Raw genomic sequence first — 20,806 nt, 5'->3', positions numbered from 1 at the left:
CCTTAGCGGGCTATGGTATGAGTGCGTTTAATTTTGTTTTGCAGCTGGATGATGCCGTACAACAGCGCCTCGGCAGTCGGGGGACAGCCGGGAACATACACGTCTACCGGAACGATCCGGTCACAACCGCGCACGACAGAGTAAGAGTAGTGATAGTAGCCGCCACCGTTGGCACAGGAACCCATGGAAATCACCCAGCGCGGCTCCGCCATCTGATCGTAAACCTTGCGCAGCGCCGGTGCCATCTTGTTGCACAGCGTGCCGGCCACGATCATCAGGTCAGACTGACGCGGACTGGGGCGGAATACCACACCAAAGCGGTCCAGGTCATAACGTGCCGCACCAGCGTGCATCATTTCCACAGCACAGCATGCCAGACCGAAAGTCATGGGCCAGAGCGAGCCAGTGCGGGTGTAATTGATCAGCGTATCGGCGGTGGTGGTAATGAAACCTTTCTCCAGAACGCCTTCTATTCCCATTCCAATGCTCCCTTTTTCCAGACGTATACGAAGCCAATCGTGAGAATAGCCAAGAATACAAACATTGCCGACAAACCGAACATGCCGAGCTCTTTCAGCACGACAGCCCACGGAAACATGAATGCAATTTCGAGATCGAAAAGAATGAAGAGAATGGCGACGAGATAGAAGCGCACGTCAAACTTCATGCGCGCGTCTTCGAAAGCCTCGAAGCCGCACTCGTACGGAGACAGTTTTGCGTCATCAGGACGATTGGGAGCAAGAATCCGACCCAACAGCAACGGACCCGCGCCGACCAACAACCCGACGATGACGAACAACAGAATAGGAAAGTAGTTTTGCAGCATTTCCCCTATACCCCATTTTTATGGAAAGGTTTGACCCTTCCCGGCTCCAAGCAAAACAGGCCACCGGAATCCCGGTGGCCTGCTTTAATGGTGGTGCCGACAGTGAGACTCGAACTCACACAGCTTTCGCCACTACCCCCTCAAGATAGCGTGTCTACCAATTTCACCATGTCGGCACAGTCAATTTTATCAGTCGGGTATCTTTGGACCCGATGCATTATTCTTGTTCGCGGTACCGCTCGGGATTTGCGGTACCGTTTTTTGTACTACCGCACCACCCATCACGCCAAGTTCGTTTTTACTGCCCCCAGACAGATAAACGAGCGTGAGACTGGTCGTAAAGAAAACAATCGCGAGGAGGGCGGTTGTTCTGCTCAGGAAATTTGCCGAGCCAGACGCGCCAAAAAGGCTTCCGGATGCGCCGCTACCAAAAGCAGCACCCATGTCCGCACCCTTGCCGTGCTGCATCAGCACCAGTACCACAACGGATACGGCAGAGATGAGATTAACAATCCAGATTAACGTCTTAAGAAGTTCCATACTATACCAATTTGTCCGCGGCCTGGCAAATCATTCCAAATGAATCAACATCGAGTGAAGCACCGCCCACCAGGGCGCCATCGACACTTGATATTGACAGAATAGCTTCGGCATTATCAGCCTTTACGCTGCCGCCGTAGAGAACGCGCATACTAGCAGAGCCTTTTTGTCTTTGCAAGCCGGTCTCCTTGATGCACTCATGCATTTCGGCAATCTGCTCCAGGCTGGCCACCTTGCCGGTACCGATGGCCCAGACGGGCTCATAGGCAACGATCACCTGCTCCGGCGCAAAGTCGGCCACGATCTCGAGCTGACGACGAATGACCTGCAGATGCTCGCCAGACTCACGCTGATCCAGGGTCTCGCCGACACAGAGAATCGGCGCCAGATGTGCCGACAACGCGTTGGTCATCTTCTTGGCCAGCAGATCACTCCCCTCGCCCAGATACTGGCGGCGCTCCGAATGGCCGATCAGCACATAACGACAGCCGACGTTGGCCAGCATGGAGGCCGAGACTTCGCCGGTGAAGGCGCCATCGCGCCCGAACTGACTGACATCTTGCGCGCCGAGGTCCATCGGGCTCAGTTGCAACAAGTCAGCCAGCTGCAGCAGATAGACATACGGTGCGGCCAGGGCCACCCCCGAGCGGTTGATGCGGCGATCCTCCAGCATGCCGCGCACCAGTTTGCGATTGGACGCGAGGCTGCCATTCATCTTCCAGTTGCCCACCACCAGCTTGGCTGTCATTCAGATTACTCCTGCTTGAGACAGGCCGGATTATATCCCCCGGTTACATCGACTGAGAAGGACAGATATTTCTTCATATAAAGACATCAGCCATTCCGGAAGAAATTGGAACTGTAATATTTCTGAAAAATAAACAGGCCACAATGCCCCCCATCGCTTACCCTGCACCTCAACCTCTGGAGCCATTTCGTAATGAAAACCACGCTTCGTCTGGCACTGGCCGTCAGTGCCTTTGCATCGGTTTCCGCCTTCGCCACCGACATCACCGGTGCAGGCGCCACCTTCCCGTATCCGCTGTACGCCAAGTGGGCAGCCACCTACCAGGCTGAAACCGGCAGCAAGATGAACTATCAGTCGATCGGTTCGGGCGGCGGCATCAAGCAAATCACCGCCAAGACCGTCGATTTCGGCGCCTCCGACATGCCGCTGAAGCCCGACGCACTGGAAAAGGCTGGTCTGACCCAGTTCCCGACCGTCATTGGCGGCGTGGTCCCGGTCGTGAATATCCCGGGCGTGAAGCCCGGCCAGATGAAGTTCACCGGCCAACTGCTGGCCGACATCTACCTGGGCAAGGTCAAGAACTGGAACGACCCGGCGATCGTCAAGCTGAACCCGGGCGTCAAGCTGCCGAAGGACACCATCTTCCCGGTACGCCGTGCAGACGGTTCCGGCACCACCTTCATCTTCACCAACTACCTGTCCAAGGTATCGCCGGAGTGGGCCAGCAAGGTCGGCAACAATACCTCGGTGAACTGGCCGGCGGGTCAGGGCGGCAAGGGTAACGAAGGCGTGGCCAACTTCGTCAATCGCATCAAGGGTTCGATCGGTTACGTCGAGTACATCTACGCCAAGCAAAACAACATGGCTTATGGCCAGATGCAGAATGCGGACGGCAAGTTCGTGATGCCGAGCCAGGAGTCCTTCAAGGCCGCAGCCGGTCACGCTGACTGGAAGAAAGCACCGGGCTACTACCTGCTGCTGACCAACCAGGCTGGTCATGACACCTGGCCGATCGCCGGTGCCACCTTCATCCTGATGCACAAGAAGCAAGACAAGCCGGCTCAGGCCACCGCTGCCCTGAAGTTCTTCGACTGGGCGTACAAAACCGGTGACGGCGCTGCCACCAGCATGGACTACATCCCCCTGCCGGAAGGCGTCAAGGGTATGATCCGCGACAGCTGGAAGCAAATTACCGACACCAGCGGTCAGCCGGTCTGGAAGTAATGCAGAATTGGCAGCTCACGCTGTCCAGAATGGCCGGGGAGCCTCTCCCCGGCTTTTTGTCTCAGACAACCAATGAGTCCGAGTATGGAAAAGTACAGTAACGATCAGGTAATGCGGCGTCAGATGATGCTCGACCAGGTGTTCAAGGTCGTTACCCGCAGTTTTGCCTTCCTGGTGTTGGCCCTGCTGCTGGGCATCCTGATTTCGCTGCTGATCGGCGCCATGCCGAGCATCAAGGCATTCGGTTTCAGCTTCATCACCTCAAGCGAATGGGATCCGGTTGCAGGCAGCTTCGGTGCCGCCGTGCCCATCTTCGGCACCCTGATCACCTCGATGATCGCCCTGCTGATCGGTGTTCCGGTCAGCTTCGGCATCGCACTGTTCCTGACCGAGCTTTGCCCGACCTGGCTGAAACGCCCGCTTGGCATCGCCGTGGAATTGCTGGCAGGCATCCCCTCCATCATTTATGGCATGTGGGGCCTGTTCGTCTTCGCTCCCTACTTCTCCGAACGCATCCAGCCCTGGCTGATCGACAATGTCGGCCCGCTGCCGATGATCGGCTGGATCTTCCAGGGCGCGCCGATGGGGATCGGCATTTTCACCGCCGGCCTGATTCTGGCCATCATGGTGATTCCGTTCATCGCCTCGGTGATGCGAGACGTCTTCGAAGTGGTCCCCACCCTGTTGAAAGAGTCGGCCTATGGTCTGGGCTCGACCACCTGGGAAGTCGTGCGCTACGTGGTCCTGCCCTACACCAAGACCGGTGTTGTCGGCGGCATCATGCTGGGTCTTGGCCGTGCACTGGGCGAGACCATGGCCGTCACCTTCGTCATCGGCAACTCCTCGCACTTCGCCCCGGGGCTGTTCCAGCCGGGTAACTCGATCGCCTCCTCTCTGGCCAATGAATTTGCCGAGGCCAATGGCGACCTGTACATTGCCTCGCTGATCCAGCTGGGCCTGATCCTGTTCTTCATCACCTTCGTGGTGCTGGCCTGCTCGAAGATCCTGCTCCTGCGCCTGAAGAGCCAGGAAGGCAAGGCATCCTGAGCCAAGGAGCGACCCAATGAGTGACACCCTGCTGGCATCGCCGTCGAAGCAAGAAACGGAATCCTACTCGATGAATAATACGATCTACCGCCGTCGGCGCATGATCAACGGCATCACCATGGGCATCTCGATGCTTGCCATGGTTTTCGGCCTGTTCTGGCTGTGCTGGATCCTGTTCACGCTGTTGCAAAACGGCCTGAGCGGCATCCATCTTTCGGTCTTCACCCAGAGCACTCCGCCGCCGGGCGAATCCGGCGGCCTGGGCAATGCCATCGTCGGCAGTCTGTTGATGACATCCTTCGGCACCCTGATCGGTACCCCGATCGGCATTCTGGCCGGCATCTACCTGGCCGAATACGGTCAGCGTGGCTGGCTGTCTCCGGCAACCCGCTTCATCAACGACATCCTGCTGTCGGCGCCGTCCATCGTGATCGGCCTGTTCGTCTATGAAGTGTTCGTCGTCGCCCAGGGCCATTTTTCCGGCTGGGCCGGCTCCCTGGCGCTGTCGCTGCTGGTGATCCCGGTCGTGGTCCGTACCACGGAGAACATGCTGCGCCTGGTGCCCAACAGCCTGCGCGAAGCGGCCATCGCCCTGGGGACGCCGCAGTGGAAAGTGACCCTGTATGTCACCCTGCGCGCCGCCAAGTCCGGCGTACTGACCGGCGTCCTGCTGGCTGTGGCGCGCATTTCGGGCGAAACCGCCCCCCTGCTGTTTACCGCGCTGAACAATCAGTTCTGGAACAGCAACATGAACCAGCCGATGGCCAACCTGCCGATCGTCATCTTCCAGTTCGCCATGAGTCCCTACAACGACTGGCACACACTGGCATGGGCAGGCTCGCTGCTGATTACCTTCAGCGTCCTGGCGCTGAACATTGTCGCCCGCTGGCTGGGCAGTCAAAAACACCAATCCCATTAAGGCTTGCACACCATGGCTGAAACTGGCACCAAGCTCCAGGTCAAAGACCTGAACTTTTTCTACGGCAACTTCCATGCCTTGAAGGGCATTTCGCTCGGCATTGCCGCCAACAAGGTAACGGCCTTCATCGGTCCGTCCGGCTGCGGCAAGTCAACCCTGCTGCGCACCTTCAACCGCATGTTCGAGCTCTACCCCGGCCTGCGCGCCGAAGGCGAAATCCTGCTCGACAAGCGCAACATCCTCGGCCGCGATGTCGACATCAACCTGCTGCGCGCCAAGGTCGGCATGGTGTTTCAGAAGCCGACCCCGTTCCCGATGTCGATCTACGACAACATCACCTTCGGCGTGAAGCTGTATGAAAAGCTGAGCAAGACCGAAATGGATGACCGGGTCGAATGGGCACTGCGCAAGGCGGCGCTGTGGGAAGAAGTCAAAGACAAGCTCAAGCAGTCCGGCAATTCGCTGTCGGGTGGCCAGCAACAGCGTCTCTGCATCGCACGGGCAGTCGCTTCCAAGCCTGAAGTGTTGCTGCTGGACGAACCGACCTCGGCACTGGACCCGATTTCGACGGCGCACATCGAAGAACTGATCCATGAGCTGAAAGAGGACTACACGATTGCGATCGTGACCCACAACATGCAGCAGGCGGCACGGGTATCCGACTACACCGCCTATATGTACCTGGGGGAAATGATCGAATTCGGCGAGACCGACACCATTTTCACCACGCCGAAGCAGCGTGCCACGGAAGACTACATAACCGGCAAGTTCGGTTAATGACACCCGGGTCAACGGCCAACAAAAGCCACTGAAATCAGTGGCTTTTTTTACATTTTTGCCTGATTGACGACCTCACGGATCTGCATATGTCAAGAAGATTCTGACCCTGCATTGGACAGGAAACGACACCATGCATTCCCTTTGTCCTGCAGGCTTGACGGAATAGCGCTGCCACCCAACAATCCACCCTCAGACTCAACCTACCTTAAGAATCATGCTGGCACTTTTTTCCGGGCTCTACCTCAAACTGGCGATCACCCTGTTCCTGTCTCTCGGCTTTGTCCTGACATTCGAATTCATCAATGGCTTCCACGATACCGCCAATGCGGTCGCCACGGTGATTTATACCCAGTCGATGAAGCCACGTCTGGCGGTCTTTGCCTCCGGCGTCTGCAACTTCCTGGGCGTTCTGTCCGGCGGCCTGGCCGTCGCCTACGCCATCGTGCACCTGCTGCCGGTCGACCTGCTGGTCTCGGTCAATACCGCACACGGCATGTCGATGGTGTTTGCCCTGCTGGCCGCGGCCATCCTGTGGAATCTGGGCACCTGGTACCTGGGCCTGCCCGCCTCCAGCTCGCATACCCTGATCGGCGCCATTCTCGGTGTCGGCCTGGCCAATGCCCTGCTTAACCACTCGCCGCTGTCCCAGGGCATCAACTGGGGCAAGGCCATCGAGGTCGGCATGTCCCTGCTGCTCTCCCCGATGGTGGGCTTCCTGATTTCCGGGCTGATCGTGATCCTGCTGCGCCGCTATCGTGGCCGCAGCAACATGCACAAGACACCGTACCAGCGTCAGCAGGTCGAGGGACGCAAACACCCGCCGTTCTGGACCCGCTTCATGCTGATCCTGTCCGCCATGGGTGTCAGCTTTGCCCATGGCTCGAACGATGGTCAGAAAGGCGTCGGCCTGATCATGCTGGTGCTGATCGGCATCGTGCCGGCCAACTATGTGCTCAACATGGACAGCAACCCGTACCAGATCGAGCGTACCCGTGATGCCGCCCTGCACCTGCAGCAGTTCTATGCCCAGCACGATGCCGCCCTGCAGACGCTGCTGTCGAAGAACCACTACAGCGTCAGCCACGGCTGCAACCCGCTTGCTACCGGCAAGACGGTGGACGCCCTCAACCAGACGCTGATGAACGACACCGATTATCACAATCTGTCGCCCGAACAACGCTGGGATGTCCGCACCCGCCTGCTGTGTCTGGACGATGCCGCCAAGCTGGCCAGCCAGCTGCCGCATCTGGCCGACGGCGACAAGCGCAATCTGCAGGCCCTGCGCGGTGATCTGACCCAAACCACCGAATACGCCCCCTACTGGGTGATCCTCTCCGTCGCGCTGGCGCTGGGTGTGGGCACCATGATCGGCTGGCGTCGCGTGGTCAAGACGGTGGGCGAAGGCATCGGCAAAAAGGACATGACCTACGCCCAGGGGATGGCTGCGCAGATCACGGCGGCCATTTCCATCGGCCTGGCCAGCTTCATCGGCATGCCGGTATCGACCACCCACGTCCTGTCCAGCGGTGTCGCCGGCTCGATGGTGGCCGACAAATCCGGCCTGCAGTTCGGTACCATCCGCGCCATCCTGCTGGCCTGGCTGTTCACCCTGCCAGTGTCCATGGCGCTGGCCGCCGGCCTGTACTATCTCGCCTCGCTGTGGATTCAGTAAGCGCCGTCCGGGCACAAAAAAGAGAGCCATCCGGCTCTCTTTTTTTATCTCCAAACCGTCAATCCACTTCAAATCGAGCTATTTTCCAGCAGACTGAACGGAACTTGACTCACGTCAAGTGTAGCGGCCTGATTACAATTGAACTGAAGTTTACATGTTGCTAATATACGCCTGCTTCATCATGGTTTCTCCTTTGTTGTTTGCAGCAATCCCATTTATGCCTTGGCCCCCCAGCCAAGGCATTTTTTTTGCCTGCTAGCAGGCAACGGCATTTGATGCAAAACAATGGCACCCGGCAGGTTGGCGGCAAGCAAAACGTCCCCAGGCAGGGGCCCTATGCCTTGAGAAAATGTTCGCGCCCCGCCAGCCAGCGGATCAGGTGCGCTTCGGCCTGCTCCGGCGCCTCGCTCAGCATCCTGGGCGCCAGCTCGCGAGCCTGTGCCAGCAACTCGGCATCCTGCTCCAGATCCGCGAAGCGCAACATCGGCATCCCGCTCTGACGCGCCCCCAGCAACTCACCCGGGCCGCGAATCTGCAAGTCCTGACGGGCAATTTCAAAACCATCGGTATGCTCGTAAATCACCCGCAGGCGCGCCTTGGCCAGTTCGGACAGAGGGGTCTCGAACATCAGCACGCAGATGCCGCCGGCACTGCCCCGCCCTACCCGGCCACGCAGCTGGTGCAGCTGCGACAAACCCATGCGCTCGCTATGTTCGATGATCATCAGCGTGGCATTGGGCACATCGACACCGACTTCGATCACCGTCGTGGCGACCAGCAGTTGAATCTCATTGGCGGCAAACGCCGCCATCACCTCGGCCTTTTCCGCCGGCTTCATGCGTCCGTGCACCAGGCCGACCCGCCAGTGCGGTAACTCTTCGGTCAGCGCTTCAAAGGTATCCACGGCAGTCTGCAACTGCAGCGCCTCGGACTCCTCGATCAGCGGACAGACCCAATAGGCTTGCTGCCCCTTGCTGCAGATACGGTCTACATGCGCCACCATCTCATCCCGGCGGTCGCTGTTGACCAGCTTGGTAACAATCGGCGAGCGGCCGGGAGGCAACTCGTCAATGATCGAGACATCCAGATCTGCGTAATAGCTCATCGCCAGGGTGCGCGGAATCGGCGTGGCGGACATCATCAGCTGGTGCGGTTCGCCGCCCTTGTCCTTCAGCGCCAGACGCTGCCCGACGCCAAAGCGGTGCTGCTCGTCGACGATCGACAGCCCCAGCCGCTCGAAAGACACCTCTTCCTGGAACAAAGCGTGGGTGCCCACCACCAGCCGGGTCGAGCCACTGGCAATTTGCTGCAATGCCTCGGTCTTCTGCTTCTTGCGCAAGGAACCGGACAACCAGGCGACGCCAATCCCCAGCGGAGCCAGCCAGGCAGACAGTTTGAGAAAATGCTGCTCGGCCAGAATTTCCGTCGGCGCCATCAGCGCCACCTGGAAGCCCGCCTCGATGGCCGCCAGAGCGGCCATGGCGGCCACCACGGTTTTGCCGCTGCCAACATCCCCCTGCAGCAGGCGTTGCATCGGATGCGGCTGGCGCATATCGGCCAGAATCTCCTGCAGAACTTTCTGCTGCGCCCCGGTGAGCGCGAACGGCAGTTGACGGGAGAGCGCCTGGCGCAGCGAACCATCGCCGGCGAGCTGCGGCGCCTTGCCGGTTCGGCGCTGACGATAGGAAAGCCGCATCGAGAGCTGCTGCGCCAGCAACTCGTCAAATTTCAGTCGTTGCCAGGCAGGCAGCAGGGGGTCATTCAGTTGCTGCAGGGAGTAATCCGGTGTCGGCGCGTGCAGCAACTGCACCGCCTCGGCAAACGTGCACAGCCCCAGTTGCTCGCGCCAGCCCGGTGGCAAGGTTTCCTGCAGGGGCTGCGCCTTGAGTTCGGCATGAATCAGCTTGCGCAGCTGGGGCTGCGTCAGACCGGAGAGCGTCGGATAGACCGGGGTCATCCGGTCTGCCAGCGGCTCCCCCGGCAACACCGGCCGGCACTTGGGGTGCACCATTTCATCGCCAAAGAAGCCGCGCCTCACTTCGCCCAGTACCCGCAGGCGCTCGCCCTTGGCCATCTGCTTCTGCTGACTGGGATAGAAATGAATGAAGCGCAACACCAGCTGCCCGCTCTCATCCTCAAGGCGCACCAGCAGTTGCTTGCGCGGCCGGAACTGCACCTCCTGCGCAACCACCACCCCTTCCACCAGCGCCGGCTGCCCGTAGGGAGCGTGCTTGATGGGACACAAGTGGCTCTCGTCTTCGTAGCGCAAAGGCAGGTGCAGCACCAGGTCGAAGCGGCGGCGGATGCCGAGCTTTTCCAGTTTCTTGAGTAATGCCGGTGCGGCCGTAATCGGCTGATTGGCAAGGTCGGGCGTGATGATCATGACTGACGATTGTAACGCAACTCGATTTCCCCCCGCAGCGCTTTCCCTGCGGCCAAGACAAACGGGCCGGCGCCCCCCAAGGCTGCCGGCCCGTTTGATCAGGAATCAGTTGATTACTGGCGTTCCCACACCTGCGAACGACCCAGCAGGGAAATCCCCAGGAAGCCGCGCACTTCCAGCTTCTTGCCACCGTCGATCACCGTCATCTTGGCGCTATAGACTTTGCCGGACTTCGGATCCAGAATGCGACCGCCACTCCAGCTATTACCGTCCTGCTTCAGCCCCCACAGCATGGTCATGCCCATCACAGGCTTTCCCTTGAGCGCCCCTTCACAGTTATCGCAAACCGCATCCGGGTGTTGCAACAGCTTGACGATCTTGCCGGTCAGCTCGCCATTGGCGGTCTGGCTGATTTCGATCAGCGCCTTGGCCTGATGCGTTTCATCATCGATATTTTTCCATACACCGACCGGCGTCTGATCGGCAAAGGCAAAAGAAGACAGCAGACCCAATACCGCCGAGAACAGCACGGCCTTGCAGCGAATCATCATGAGTTTTCCCCGTTGTAATATTTAAACGTAAGTTTGGAGCCCGGACTCTAGAATGCCAATTGACCCGTCAAACGTCAAGCCTGACGGTAGCAATGGCCCTTACCGCCATGGATGGCGCCCACATCCATCAGTCTTCCTCGAGAAACATCCCCAGCAGATCATTGAGAAAGCGTTGTCCCATCAGGGTAGGCCGCAAGCGCTGCAAATCTCGCTCGATCAGGCCCTGTGATTCGGCCAGGGCCAGCTGGCGCTGAATACTCGCCAGCGACAGGCCAGTGCGCTCGGCAAACAGCGACAGCTCGAAGCCATCGGTCAGACGCAGCAGGTTCATCATGAATTCAAACGGCAGCGCCTTGCGGGCGACCCGCTGCCGGCTTTGTGCCGCGTCGCCATCGCGTACCGCCTGCAGATAGGCCGCCGGCTGCTTGTAACGCATCTCGCGCACAATGCCCTCGGCCGAGCTGATCTTGCCATGCGCGCCAGCCCCAATCCCCAGATAATCGCCAAACTGCCAGTAATTGAGGTTATGCCGGCACTGCCTGCCCGGTCGGGCAAACGCCGAGGTCTCATAGTGGACGAAGCCGGACTCGGCCAGACGCGCCTCCAGCGCCTCCTGCATGTCCGCCGCCAGATCCTCGTCCGGCAGGCCGGCTGGCTGATAACGGTAAAACAGGGTATTGGGCTCAATCGTCAGATGATAGGCCGACAGATGTGTCACGCCATGGGCCAGCCCCTGAGACAGATCATCCAGCGCCTCCGGCAGGGTCTGCTCGGGCAAGGCGTACATCAGATCCAGATTGACGTTGTCGAAGTGCGTCAGCGCCAGATCCAGTGCGGCATGCGCCTGCCGGCTGTCATGAATGCGCCCCAGGCGCGTCAACTGGCGATCATCAAAACTCTGAATGCCGATGGACAGGCGATTGACCCCCGACGCCCGGAACGCCTTGAACTTCTCCGCTTCGAAGGTGCCCGGATTCGCCTCCATGGTGATTTCGGCATCCGGCAACAGCCTGACCCGGGCACGGATCCCGTCCAGCAACATCTCCATGGCAGCGGGGGACATCAGGCTCGGCGTACCGCCACCAATGAAGATGGTATGAACAGCCCGCCCCCAGACGGCCGGCAGTGAGTGCTCCAGATCAAGCAGCAAGGCCTGCACATAGGCCAGATCATCCAGACCGCCACGCGCCTCATGAGAATTGAAATCACAATACGGGCACTTGCGCACGCACCAGGGAAAATGAACGTACAAGGACAAGGGTGGCAACTGGGTCAGCCCACCATGCTGGACATACACGGTCTGACTCATGCCATGGCCTGTATCTTGGCCAGCATCTGCTGCATCGCCTGGCCGCGATGGCTCAGACGGTTCTTTTGCTCGGCCGGCAACTCGGCGACCGTACAGTCGAAGGGCGGCAGGCGGAAATAAGGGTCGTAGCCGAAGCCCCCTTCCCCGCCCGGCAGATCCTGTATCTCCCCCTGCCAGATGCCGTCGGTCACCAGGGGGTGCGGATCATCGGCATGACGCACCATCACCAGCACACAGACATACCAGGCATGGCGGTCGGCCACGCCCCGGAGCTGCTCGACCAGCAGCTGGTTATTGCGCTCATCCGACTTGGGCTCGCCGGCAAACCGCGCCGACAGCACGCCAGGCCGCCCGGACAGGGCGCGAACACACAGCCCGGAGTCATCGGCCAGTGCCGGCAGGCCGGTCAGCCTGCTGGCGTGCCTGGCCTTGGCCAGGGCATTTTCCAGGAACGTGCCATACGGCTCCGGACACTCCGGCACACCCAGCGTTTTCTGTGCAATGACCTCAACACCAAGCGGTGCCAGCAGGGCGGAAAACTCACGCAACTTGCCGGCGTTGTTGCTGGCCAGAACCAGTTTCTCAAACATGACTACTCCCTTCGGTGGGCGGTTTTGGGGGTTGAGCTGACATTGCGGTCGGTGCGCAGCTCACTCCACCAGTGCCTTAGCTGTCGCATGCGTTTGGCCGGCATCTCGCGCAGCACCACCCATTTGCGAAACGCAGACGGATCGGGATTGATTACCGGATGATATTTGATGTCATCGCGAAAATAAGGCGCAGCGCTTAATACCGCCGTGGTCGCACCATTCAGATTGCTCAGATCGGCGGCATTCCTGCCGGCCAGCAGAAAGTTGATGAAACGCGCCGCCAGCGCAGGATGGGGGGCCGCCGCGGGAATGGCCATATTGTCCATGGCCAGCTGATTCCCTTCCTTCTGCAGCACATAACCGATGGTATAAGGCTTGTGCTGACTGCGCGCCTCTTCCCTTGCCTGGAAGAATTCGGCGGAAAAACCCAGCTGAACCCAGGCATCCCCCGAGACCAGATCTTTCCAGTAGTAATTGCCACCGAAGCCGGACCAGTAGGGACGGGCTGCGGCAATCACCTCGCGCGCGCGCGCATAATCTTCATCCCGGGTACTGTTGGGATCGAGCCCCAGATACAGCAGCGCAGCGGCAAACACGCTGCGCGGGTTATCCACCACACTGACATGGCCCTTGAGGCGCGCCAGCACTCGCGGGTCAAAAATCACCGACCAGCTGTAGGGATCAATATTCAACTCGCGCAGTTTGTCGATATTGTAGCCAACCGCTGCCAGGGACATGGATGCCGGCAAGGTAAACTGGCTGCCCGGATCAAAGGAAGGATTGCTCAACACCGGGTTCAGGTCGGCGACATTGGGCAAACGACTCTTGTCCAGCGGCTGCAGCAGCTTGAGGCGCAACAGGGCCGGCACCGAGAAGCTGGAGGGAAACACCACATCGGTGTCGGCATCGCCGGCAGACAACCGGGACACCAGCTCCTCACTGTCATGATAGAAGTCCTGCTCAACCAGACACTGGCAATGCTGGACGAAACGGGCAATGGTGCGTTCCGGCAGGAAATCATGCCGGCTGAGGACATGCAATACCGGTTGCGCCTGCGCCAGAGAACAGATCAGACACAACAAGACCGCCAGCGCTTTCATGCCTTTATGCTTCATGAGCCTCGGACAGGGTACGGGAAACACTGATTTCCTCCAGAGCACGCAGCAGCAGGGAAGCATCCGCCCCCTCCAGACAAGCGGCATCCGACAACATGCGCCGCCAGCGACGGGCACCCGGCATACCCTGGAACAAACCAAGAATATGGCGGGCAAGATTACGCAGCTTGTGGCCCTCGGCCAGCATCCGCTCGGCATAGGGCACCAGTGCTGCCACAACCTCGGCCCGGGTCGGCGCTGCCGCGTCGCAGCCATAGTAGCGGGCATCCCAGGCCGACATCAGATAGGGGTTGTGGTACGCCTCACGCCCGACCATCACGCCATCGACGTGCAGCAATTGCCGGTCAATCTCGTCCAGAGTCTGAATGCCGCCATTGATCAGGATTTCCAGCTCCGGACGCTCCTGCTTGAGCTGATGGACATAGTGGTATTTGAGGGGCGGGATCTCGCGGTTTTCCTTGGGAGAAAGCCCCTTGAGGATCGCATTGCGCGCATGGACGATAAACGTGCGGCAACCGGCCGCCGACACGATATCGACGAAATCTCGTACAAAACCGTAGTCTTCGACGTGATCGATGCCGATACGGTGCTTCACCGTCACGTCGATACCACAGGCATCGCGCATCGCCTTGACACAGTCCGCCACCAACTGCGGCTCGGCCATCAGGCAGGCACCAAAGGCCCCCTTCTGCACCCGCTCGGACGGACAACCAACATTCAGATTGACCTCATCATAGCCCCACTGCTCCGCCAGCCGGGCGCATTGCGCCAGTTCGGCCGGTTCACTGCCGCCCATCTGCAGCGCCAGCGGGTGCTCGGCCTCATCGAAGCGCAGGTGGCGGGCCACATCGCCATGCAGCAAAGCCCCGGTGGTGACCATCTCGGTATACAGCCAGGTGTTGCGGGTAATCAGACGGGCGAAATAACGATAATGGCGATCCGTCCAGTCAAGCATCGGGGCGACGGAGAGGCGGCGCGGGGGCAGGACGGGACGAGCAGGACTTGGATTCATTCAGGAGGGCTCTGGCGCCAGTTGCCTGCCACCTGTGCCGGAGAGCAATGCGGCACGGCAGCAAAAAACTAAGCATTTGTAATCAAACGCGTAATTATCCACCGCCCCCGGACTCAGGGTCAAGCAAGATCCAGATGAATCAGTGCGGCCCACCGGACAAGGCCTGAGCCTTGAGTCTGGCCGCCACATCGCCCTGTGCCGCCGCCCGGGCATACCATGCCATCGCACGCTGGCGATCCTGCATCACGCCATCTCCATGCTCATACAGGCTGGCGATCAGGTACTGGGCACCGACATCCCCTTGCCGAGCCGCCTGTTCATACCAATAGGCGGCCAGACGCGCATCCTTCGGGGCGCCGCGCCCCAGGAAATACTGGGTCGCCAGGTCGATTTGCGCCGGCAGCCACCCCTGCCGCGCCGCCAGGGCAAAGTAACGCGTGGCCTCGTTCAGCGAGCGCCCGACCCCCTCGCCCTTTTCATACAGAAGGCCCAGCGCATACTGCGCCTGCGCCAGACCGGCAGAGGCGGCCTGCTGCAAACCATGCAGACCGGCCGTACGATCCACCGCCCCCCCCTCGCCGCGCCAGTTCATCATGGCCAGATCGAACATCGCCACGCGGTTACCGGCGGCGGCACCTGCCGCAAAAGCCTGTCGTGCCGCAAGGTAATCATGGTGCTGATAGGCCTGCCAGCCCGGTATATCGGCCGGCGCAGCCAGAACGGGCAGCGCCAGCAAGGACAGCCACAACAACAGACATTTCATGACAGCACCCCATCCATGCGACTGATCAATGAACTTTAGTCGGCCTGAGTCGCAGAATCTGTCGACAGCACAAAACAAAAAACCCCTGTGTCCGCACAGGGGTTCAGAAGTGAAACGTTCCGGCTCAGCTCAGCAGCAGCGAATGGGACGCCAGCACCGGGCTCTGGAAATCAACCGCCATCATGAAGGACAGCGCCGTGATGGTGATGATCGAGAAGAAAAACACCTTGCGGGCCCAGAGGCGCTCGTCCACTTGCTGGCGATAACCACCCAGTGCCATCTTCAGCCACCACAGACTGGTGGCACAGGCCACCGCCAGGTAGCCATAGCCGGCATAACCACCGACGGCCAGCATGATGGTCGCCACGGCGAAGGCCATGATATAGAGCACGATCTGTTGCTTGGCATGATCCACCCCCTTGACCACCGGCAGCACCGGGATGCGCGCCGCCTGATAATCCTGAAAGCGGAAGATGGCAATCGCGTAGGAGTGCGGCATCTGCCACAGGCTGAACATCGCCAGCAAGATCAGGGCGCCACTGTCGAAACGGCCGGTGACGGCACAGTAGCCCGCCACCGGCGGCACGGCACCGGACAAGCTGCCGACCAGCGTGCCATATACCGAGTGGCGCTTCATGTACAGGCTGTAGACCCCGACATAGATGACGAAGCCGAACAGGGCACAGGCAAAGGCCAGCGGGTTGGCGCCAAACCACAGCAAGGCAAAGCCGGACAGCCCGAGGACCAGACCATGCGCCAGTGCCGCCCTGCGGCTCATGGCACCGGTCACCAGCACACGCTGGCAGGTACGGGCCATCTTGCTGTCGATATCACTGTCGATGCAGTTATTGAAGGCGCAGCCGGAGGCCACCACCAGCGACAGCCCCATGAGGGTCGCCAGCAGCAGCGCCCCGTCAACCCGTCCCTGCGCCGCCAGCAGAAAACCGCCGGCGGCCGAGATCAGGTTGCCGAAGATAATGCCCGGCTTCACCACCTGCCAGTATCGTTTGAGCTTCAACACAGCCTCGCTCAACCACGCATCATCAGCACGTCGGCGCTGGTGATGATCCACACCGACAGGCCGACCAGCATGACGATGATCATGGCGGTAAAGATGAACGAGAAGGTGTTGAGCTTGCCTTCCGGGGTGCGGAAATGCAGGTGCAGGAAATACTTCAGATGCACCAGGATCTGCACCACGGCAAAAGCGAAGATCGCCATGGTGGCGGCCTGACGGGTGAACGCCCCGCTCATCACGATCCAGAACGGGATCGCCGTCAGAATCACCGACAGGACAAAGCCGGTCAGATAGCTCTTGACGCTGCCATGGTCGGCGGCATGTGCATGCGCTTGACTCATCACAGGACTCCTTTCAGATACACCACGGTAAAGACGCAGATCCAGACAATGTCGAGGAAGTGCCAGAACAGGCTCAGGCAGTTCAGGCGCGTCATGGCGCGACTGGTCAGACCGGTTTTGACCACTTCGAACATCATCACGCTCATCCACAGCAGACCAGCGGTCACGTGCAGGCCATGCAGGCCGACCAGGCCGAAGAACGAGGACAGGAAGGCGCTGACGTTCGGGCCGTTACCTTCACTGATCAGGTGATGGAACTCATTGACTTCCATGCCGATGAACATGGCACCGAACAGGAAAGTGACGGCCAGCCAGCCCAGTACGCCCTGCTTGCTGCCCTTGTGGCCGGCAATCATGGCAAAACCGTAGGTGATGCTGGAGAACAGCAGCGCAGCGGTTTCCAGCAGCACATAAGGCAGCTCGAAAATGTCCTTGCCGGAAACACCGCCGGCAGTATTGCGATACAGCACGGCATAAGACGCAAATGCGGTGGCGAACAGGATGCAGTCGGTCATCAGGTAGAACCAGAAACCGAGCACCTTTTGCTCGCCGCCATCATGATGCGCGTGGTCGTCGTGACCATGCGCCTGATTTACATAACTCGTCATGCTTGATCCCCCTCAGGCCAGAGTCGCCGGCTCGACGCCGCTGGACGGTTTCTTGGCGGCATCGCCCGGGTGGCCGGCAGCCACCTCGATGCCCATACGCTCGAAACGGGCCCGTTCGATGGCTTCGATTTCCGCCGGTTGCACGTAGTAGTCGAGATCATCGTCGAAGGCGCGCGTGAGCATGCTGCCGACAATACCGACCAGGCCAAGCACGGCCAGCCACCAGATATGCCAGATCAGGGCAAAGCCGAGCAGCGTGGTAAACCCGCCGATGGCCACACCGACAGCGGTGTTCTTGGGCATGTGAATCGGCTCATAGCTTTGCGGTACCGCATAGGCCACGCCCTTTTCCTTCATGTCGGTAAAGGCGTCGATATCGTGCACCACCGGCAACTTGGCAAAGTTGTAGAACGGGGGCGGCGACGAAGTCGACCATTCGAGGGTATGGCCATTCCACGGGTCACCACTGACATCGACGTGCTTCTTGCGGTCACGCAGGCTGACAGCAATCTGCAGCAACTGGCAGCCAATGCCGATGGCGATCAGCGCGGCACCCACGCAAGCCAGGTACAGCCAGGGCGTCCAGGCAGGATTGTCAGTATGGTTCAGACGGCGGGTCATGCCGAGGAAGCCCAGCACATACAGCGGCATGAAGGCGAAGTAGAAACCGGACTGCCAGAACCAGAAGGCCGCCTTGCCCAGCTTTTCATTCAGCTTGAAGCCGAACACCTTGGGGAACCAGAAGGTAAAGCCGGCCAGGTAGCCGAACACGGCCCCGCCAATGATGGTGTTATGGAAATGGGCAATCAGGAACAGGCTGTTGTGCAGCATGAAGTCCGCGCCCGGGACCGCCATCAGCACACCGGTCATCCCACCGATCGAGAACGTCACCATGAAACCCAGCGTCCAGAAGATCGGCGTTTCGAAACGCAGACGACCGCGGTAAATGGTAAACAGCCAGTTGAACAGCTTCACGCCGGTCGGCACCGAAATCACCATGGTGGCAATGCCGAAGAAGGCATTGACGTTGGCACCGGATCCCATGGTGAAGAAGTGGTGCAGCCACACCATGAAACCCAGCACCGAGATCACGCCGCTGGCAATAATCATCGAGGTATGACCGAACAGACGCTTGCCGGTGAAAGTCGACACCACTTCGGAGAAAATCCCGAAGGCCGGCAGAACCAGAATGTAGACCTCGGGGTGACCCCAGGCCCAGAAAAGGTTCAGGTACATCATGGCATTGCCACCGGCTTCACTGGTGAAGAAGTGGAAGTCGAGGTAACGGTCGAGCGACAGCATGGCCAGCGCACCGGTCAGGATCGGGAACGAGGCCACGATCAGCACGTTGGCCCAGGTGCAGGTCCAGGTAAAGATCGGCATCTGCATCAGCTTCATGCCCGGGGCACGCATCTTGATGACGGTCACCAGGAAGTTGATCGCGGTCAGCGTCGTGCCGATCCCCGAGATTTGCAGCGCCCAGGTGTAATAGTCGACCCCGACGTCCGGGCTGAAGCCCAGTTCGGACAAGGGCGGATAGGCGACCCAGCCGGTACGGGCAAAGTTGCCCACCCCCAGCGACAGGTTGACCAGGATGACCGCCGAGGTCAGCAACCAGAAGCTGAGCGAATTGAGAAAGGGGAAAGCCACGTCGCGCGCACCGATCTGCAGCGGCACCACGATGTTCATCAGCCCGGTCATGAAGGGCATGGCCATGAAAATGATCATGATCACGCCGTGGGCGGTGAAGATCTGGTCATAGTGCTCGGGCGGGAAGATCCCCATGTGGCCATTGGTGGCCAGCGCCAGCTGGGTACGCATCATCAGCGCATCGGCAAAGCCGCGCAGCAGCATGATCAGCGCCACGATGATGTACATCACGCCGATCTTCTTGTGGTCGACCGAAGTCAGCCACTCTTTCCACAGGTAGCCCCACTTGCCGAACTTGGTAATCAGGGCGGCAATGATCAGGCCGATCAGGCCGGCACCGGACAACGCCCCCATGATGATGGGTTCGTGGTACGGAATGGCATCGAGAGTCAGTTTGCCGAGCAACATCAATTCACACTCCTTGCAGCGGCGGGCGCACACAGACTCTTGGTCAGTGCGGCCAGCTTGATATCTTCTTCCGTCAGCGCCAGCGAGGTCCGGCCCGCCATGTACTTGTGAACGATGGCATCAAACAGACGCGGGGTCGGATCGGCGTAGTAGGCGACGGCATTGTTCTCACTCGGACTGGCCAGCTTGAGGTAGGCCCCGGTATCGAGCGGCTTGCCGGCGGCACGTACCGACGCCACCCATTGCTCGAATTCGGCCGGCGTCGCGGTGGCAATCGCGTTGAACTTCATGCCGGAGAAACCGGCACCGCTGTAATTGGAAGAGAAGCCCTTGTAGGTACCCGCCTCGTTGGCAATCAGGTGCAACTGGGTCTGCATGCCGGCCATGGCGTAGATCTGGCCACCCAACTGCGGAATGAAGAACGAGTTCATCACCGTGTCGGAGGTGATGCGGAAGTCGACCGGCACGTCCTTGGGAAAGGCGATCTGGTTGACCGTGGCGATGTTCAGATCAGGATAGATGAACAGCCATTTCCAGTTCAGGGCCACAACCTCGATGCGCACCGGCTTCTTGTCGGAATCCAGGGCACGATAGGGATCGAGCTTGTGGGTGGTATGCCAGGTCAGCACCGCCAGGAAGGAAACAATGATGATCGGGATCAGCCACACCACGACTTCGATCTTGGTGGAGTGTGCCCATTTCGGCGTGTAAGTGGCGTTGGTATTGCTGGCGCGATACTTCCAGGCAAACACCAGGGTCATGACGATGACCGGAACCACAACCAGCAGCATCAGCAGGGTTGCCGTGATGATCAGCGACTTCTCGTCTGCGGCGATCTGTCCCTTCGGGTCAAGGATACCGCCTTGACAGCCGGAGAGCAGCGCCAGCAAAAACGGCGAGAGCCACCGCACCAGGCGGGAGGGTCTACAGTTTCTCATCTTGCGACTTCACAGGTTAAAAAAAACTTTTGACGCGCAGGGGCAAAGAGCCCGGCGCGCCATACCTGACGCCATCGCGGGGCTTTGCTGTTTGCTTCCCAGGAGCTGGGCAACCGACGCCGCAGGGGGCGGTTGCCACATGTTCTTGTTATCCGTTTCTCAGGCGTCTTTGCGCCTTGTGCCTGCTACGCCGCGGGATATCCACCACGTGCAGGCTTGCAGTCCGGCAGCGCGGGAAAGCCACTTTCCCCATTTGACACTGCCATGCTATAAACGACGGTTGCCGCGTATTAAGTCAGTTCGAACTAGTCTTATCAAGCACGGGCAAGTGTGCCGCAGCAGAAAAACCCGCACAATCCGCAGG

Annotated in this window: 21 protein-coding genes and 1 tRNA gene; 5 read left to right on the top strand and 17 right to left on the bottom strand. The window is 59.7% G+C overall.

The window, feature by feature from the left end; genetic code table 11:
• Positions 1–2: 2 nt before the first annotated feature.
• From JNO51_RS02450 to tpiA, 5 genes are all read right to left on the bottom strand, one after another.
• Positions 3–479 carry an NADH-quinone oxidoreductase subunit B family protein gene (locus JNO51_RS02450; RefSeq protein ID WP_215780938.1) on the bottom strand — a complete coding sequence of 159 codons (477 nt, stop codon included), beginning with the start codon at positions 477–479 and terminating at the stop codon, positions 3–5.
• The gene (locus JNO51_RS02445) at positions 470–826 is read right to left on the bottom strand and encodes an NADH-quinone oxidoreductase subunit A (protein WP_215780936.1); all 357 of its coding nucleotides are present in this window, start codon (positions 824–826) and stop codon (positions 470–472) included. Before JNO51_RS02445 ends, JNO51_RS02450 begins: the two co-directional genes overlap by 10 nt.
• A 91-nt stretch (positions 827–917) precedes the next feature.
• Positions 918–1,002 (bottom strand) — tRNA-Leu (locus JNO51_RS02440).
• Between the two features lie 13 nt (positions 1,003–1,015).
• On the bottom strand, positions 1,016–1,366 hold the full coding sequence (gene secG / locus JNO51_RS02435; RefSeq protein ID WP_215780934.1) for a preprotein translocase subunit SecG: 351 nt from the start codon (positions 1,364–1,366) through the stop codon (positions 1,016–1,018).
• A gap of 1 nt (position 1,367) precedes the next feature.
• Positions 1,368–2,114, bottom strand: a complete 747-nt coding sequence (tpiA, locus tag JNO51_RS02430) for a triose-phosphate isomerase (RefSeq protein ID WP_215780932.1) — start codon at positions 2,112–2,114, stop codon at positions 1,368–1,370.
• Between the two features lie 192 nt (positions 2,115–2,306).
• Between tpiA and pstS the strand changes: the two genes are divergently transcribed.
• The 5 genes from pstS to JNO51_RS02405 all read left to right on the top strand — a co-directional run bounded on the left by pstS (position 2,307) and on the right by JNO51_RS02405 (position 7,756).
• Positions 2,307–3,338, top strand: a complete 1,032-nt coding sequence (gene pstS, locus JNO51_RS02425; protein ID WP_215780930.1) for a phosphate ABC transporter substrate-binding protein PstS — start codon at positions 2,307–2,309, stop codon at positions 3,336–3,338.
• 84 nt (positions 3,339–3,422) lie between these two features.
• The gene (pstC, locus tag JNO51_RS02420) at positions 3,423–4,385 is read left to right on the top strand and encodes a phosphate ABC transporter permease subunit PstC (protein ID WP_215780927.1); all 963 of its coding nucleotides are present in this window, start codon (positions 3,423–3,425) and stop codon (positions 4,383–4,385) included.
• A 70-nt stretch (positions 4,386–4,455) separates the two neighbouring features.
• Entirely contained in the window at positions 4,456–5,304 is an 849-nt protein-coding gene (gene pstA, locus JNO51_RS02415; protein WP_252346221.1) for a phosphate ABC transporter permease PstA, read from the top strand.
• Between the two features lie 12 nt (positions 5,305–5,316).
• The gene (pstB, locus tag JNO51_RS02410; RefSeq protein ID WP_215780923.1) at positions 5,317–6,081 is read left to right on the top strand and encodes a phosphate ABC transporter ATP-binding protein PstB; all 765 of its coding nucleotides are present in this window, start codon (positions 5,317–5,319) and stop codon (positions 6,079–6,081) included.
• Between the two features lie 217 nt (positions 6,082–6,298).
• Entirely contained in the window at positions 6,299–7,756 is a 1,458-nt protein-coding gene (locus tag JNO51_RS02405) for an inorganic phosphate transporter (RefSeq protein WP_215780921.1), read from the top strand.
• Positions 7,757–8,090: 334 nt separating this feature from the next.
• Here JNO51_RS02405 and recG read toward each other — a convergent pair whose 3' ends face one another.
• From recG to cyoA, 12 genes are all read right to left on the bottom strand, one after another.
• The gene (gene recG, locus JNO51_RS02400) at positions 8,091–10,139 is read right to left on the bottom strand and encodes an ATP-dependent DNA helicase RecG (RefSeq protein ID WP_215780919.1); all 2,049 of its coding nucleotides are present in this window, start codon (positions 10,137–10,139) and stop codon (positions 8,091–8,093) included.
• A gap of 113 nt (positions 10,140–10,252) precedes the next feature.
• The gene (locus JNO51_RS02395; RefSeq protein ID WP_252346163.1) at positions 10,253–10,690 is read right to left on the bottom strand and encodes a DUF2147 domain-containing protein; all 438 of its coding nucleotides are present in this window, start codon (positions 10,688–10,690) and stop codon (positions 10,253–10,255) included.
• A 127-nt stretch (positions 10,691–10,817) separates the two neighbouring features.
• Entirely contained in the window at positions 10,818–11,999 is a 1,182-nt protein-coding gene (hemW, locus tag JNO51_RS02390) for a radical SAM family heme chaperone HemW (protein ID WP_215780917.1), read from the bottom strand.
• Positions 11,996–12,589, bottom strand: a complete 594-nt coding sequence (gene rdgB / locus JNO51_RS02385) for an RdgB/HAM1 family non-canonical purine NTP pyrophosphatase (protein ID WP_215780915.1) — start codon at positions 12,587–12,589, stop codon at positions 11,996–11,998. The genes hemW and rdgB overlap by 4 nt, the downstream gene beginning before the upstream one ends.
• A gap of 2 nt (positions 12,590–12,591) precedes the next feature.
• Entirely contained in the window at positions 12,592–13,689 is a 1,098-nt protein-coding gene (locus JNO51_RS02380) for a PotD/PotF family extracellular solute-binding protein (protein WP_215780913.1), read from the bottom strand.
• A gap of 4 nt (positions 13,690–13,693) precedes the next feature.
• A complete protein-coding gene (gene dusA / locus JNO51_RS02375; RefSeq protein ID WP_215780911.1) occupies positions 13,694–14,716 on the bottom strand; it encodes a tRNA dihydrouridine(20/20a) synthase DusA in 1,023 nt (340 codons plus the stop codon).
• Between the two features lie 139 nt (positions 14,717–14,855).
• On the bottom strand, positions 14,856–15,479 hold the full coding sequence (locus JNO51_RS02370) for a tetratricopeptide repeat protein (protein ID WP_215780909.1): 624 nt from the start codon (positions 15,477–15,479) through the stop codon (positions 14,856–14,858).
• 124 nt (positions 15,480–15,603) lie between these two features.
• A complete protein-coding gene (cyoE, locus tag JNO51_RS02365; RefSeq protein ID WP_215780907.1) occupies positions 15,604–16,497 on the bottom strand; it encodes a heme o synthase in 894 nt (297 codons plus the stop codon).
• Positions 16,498–16,508: 11 nt separating this feature from the next.
• Positions 16,509–16,838, bottom strand: a complete 330-nt coding sequence (gene cyoD / locus JNO51_RS02360; RefSeq protein ID WP_215780905.1) for a cytochrome o ubiquinol oxidase subunit IV — start codon at positions 16,836–16,838, stop codon at positions 16,509–16,511.
• The gene (gene cyoC, locus JNO51_RS02355) at positions 16,838–17,446 is read right to left on the bottom strand and encodes a cytochrome o ubiquinol oxidase subunit III (RefSeq protein ID WP_215780903.1); all 609 of its coding nucleotides are present in this window, start codon (positions 17,444–17,446) and stop codon (positions 16,838–16,840) included. The genes cyoD and cyoC overlap by 1 nt, the downstream gene beginning before the upstream one ends.
• Positions 17,447–17,458: 12 nt before the next feature.
• Positions 17,459–19,504: a cytochrome o ubiquinol oxidase subunit I gene (gene cyoB, locus JNO51_RS02350; protein ID WP_215780901.1), complete on the bottom strand. Its 2,046-nt coding sequence runs from the start codon at positions 19,502–19,504 to the stop codon at positions 17,459–17,461.
• On the bottom strand, positions 19,504–20,442 hold the full coding sequence (cyoA, locus tag JNO51_RS02345; protein ID WP_215780899.1) for a ubiquinol oxidase subunit II: 939 nt from the start codon (positions 20,440–20,442) through the stop codon (positions 19,504–19,506). Before cyoA ends, cyoB begins: the two co-directional genes overlap by 1 nt.
• Positions 20,443–20,806 lie beyond the last annotated feature (364 nt).

This window comes from Paludibacterium sp. B53371, from assembly GCF_018802765.1.
Lineage (GTDB): Bacteria > Pseudomonadota > Gammaproteobacteria > Burkholderiales > Chromobacteriaceae > Paludibacterium.
The sequence above is the reverse complement of the archived record's forward strand: the minus strand, read 5'-3'. Positions and strand labels throughout refer to the sequence as shown.

Coding starts and splice junctions, on each gene's coding strand:
- tpiA (WP_215780932.1), bottom strand. CDS start 2,114: ATGACAGCCAAGCTGGTGGTGGGCAACTGGAAGATGAATGGCAGCCTC.
- JNO51_RS02450 (WP_215780938.1), bottom strand. CDS start 479: ATGGGAATAGAAGGCGTTCTGGAGAAAGGTTTCATTACCACCACCGCC.
- JNO51_RS02405 (WP_215780921.1), top strand. CDS start 6,299: ATGCTGGCACTTTTTTCCGGGCTCTACCTCAAACTGGCGATCACCCTG.
- cyoB (WP_215780901.1), bottom strand. CDS start 19,504: ATGTTGCTCGGCAAACTGACTCTCGATGCCATTCCGTACCACGAACCC.
- rdgB (WP_215780915.1), bottom strand. CDS start 12,589: ATGTTTGAGAAACTGGTTCTGGCCAGCAACAACGCCGGCAAGTTGCGT.
- JNO51_RS02445 (WP_215780936.1), bottom strand. CDS start 826: ATGCTGCAAAACTACTTTCCTATTCTGTTGTTCGTCATCGTCGGGTTG.
- pstC (WP_215780927.1), top strand. CDS start 3,423: ATGGAAAAGTACAGTAACGATCAGGTAATGCGGCGTCAGATGATGCTC.
- cyoD (WP_215780905.1), bottom strand. CDS start 16,838: ATGAGTCAAGCGCATGCACATGCCGCCGACCATGGCAGCGTCAAGAGC.
- hemW (WP_215780917.1), bottom strand. CDS start 11,999: ATGAGTCAGACCGTGTATGTCCAGCATGGTGGGCTGACCCAGTTGCCA.
- secG (WP_215780934.1), bottom strand. CDS start 1,366: ATGGAACTTCTTAAGACGTTAATCTGGATTGTTAATCTCATCTCTGCC.
- JNO51_RS02370 (WP_215780909.1), bottom strand. CDS start 15,479: ATGAAATGTCTGTTGTTGTGGCTGTCCTTGCTGGCGCTGCCCGTTCTG.
- pstA (WP_252346221.1), top strand. CDS start 4,456: ATGAATAATACGATCTACCGCCGTCGGCGCATGATCAACGGCATCACC.
- cyoC (WP_215780903.1), bottom strand. CDS start 17,446: ATGACGAGTTATGTAAATCAGGCGCATGGTCACGACGACCACGCGCAT.
- recG (WP_215780919.1), bottom strand. CDS start 10,139: ATGATCATCACGCCCGACCTTGCCAATCAGCCGATTACGGCCGCACCG.
- pstB (WP_215780923.1), top strand. CDS start 5,317: ATGGCTGAAACTGGCACCAAGCTCCAGGTCAAAGACCTGAACTTTTTC.
- JNO51_RS02380 (WP_215780913.1), bottom strand. CDS start 13,689: ATGAAAGCGCTGGCGGTCTTGTTGTGTCTGATCTGTTCTCTGGCGCAG.
- pstS (WP_215780930.1), top strand. CDS start 2,307: ATGAAAACCACGCTTCGTCTGGCACTGGCCGTCAGTGCCTTTGCATCG.
- JNO51_RS02395 (WP_252346163.1), bottom strand. CDS start 10,690: ATGATGATTCGCTGCAAGGCCGTGCTGTTCTCGGCGGTATTGGGTCTG.
- cyoA (WP_215780899.1), bottom strand. CDS start 20,442: ATGAGAAACTGTAGACCCTCCCGCCTGGTGCGGTGGCTCTCGCCGTTT.
- dusA (WP_215780911.1), bottom strand. CDS start 14,716: ATGAATCCAAGTCCTGCTCGTCCCGTCCTGCCCCCGCGCCGCCTCTCC.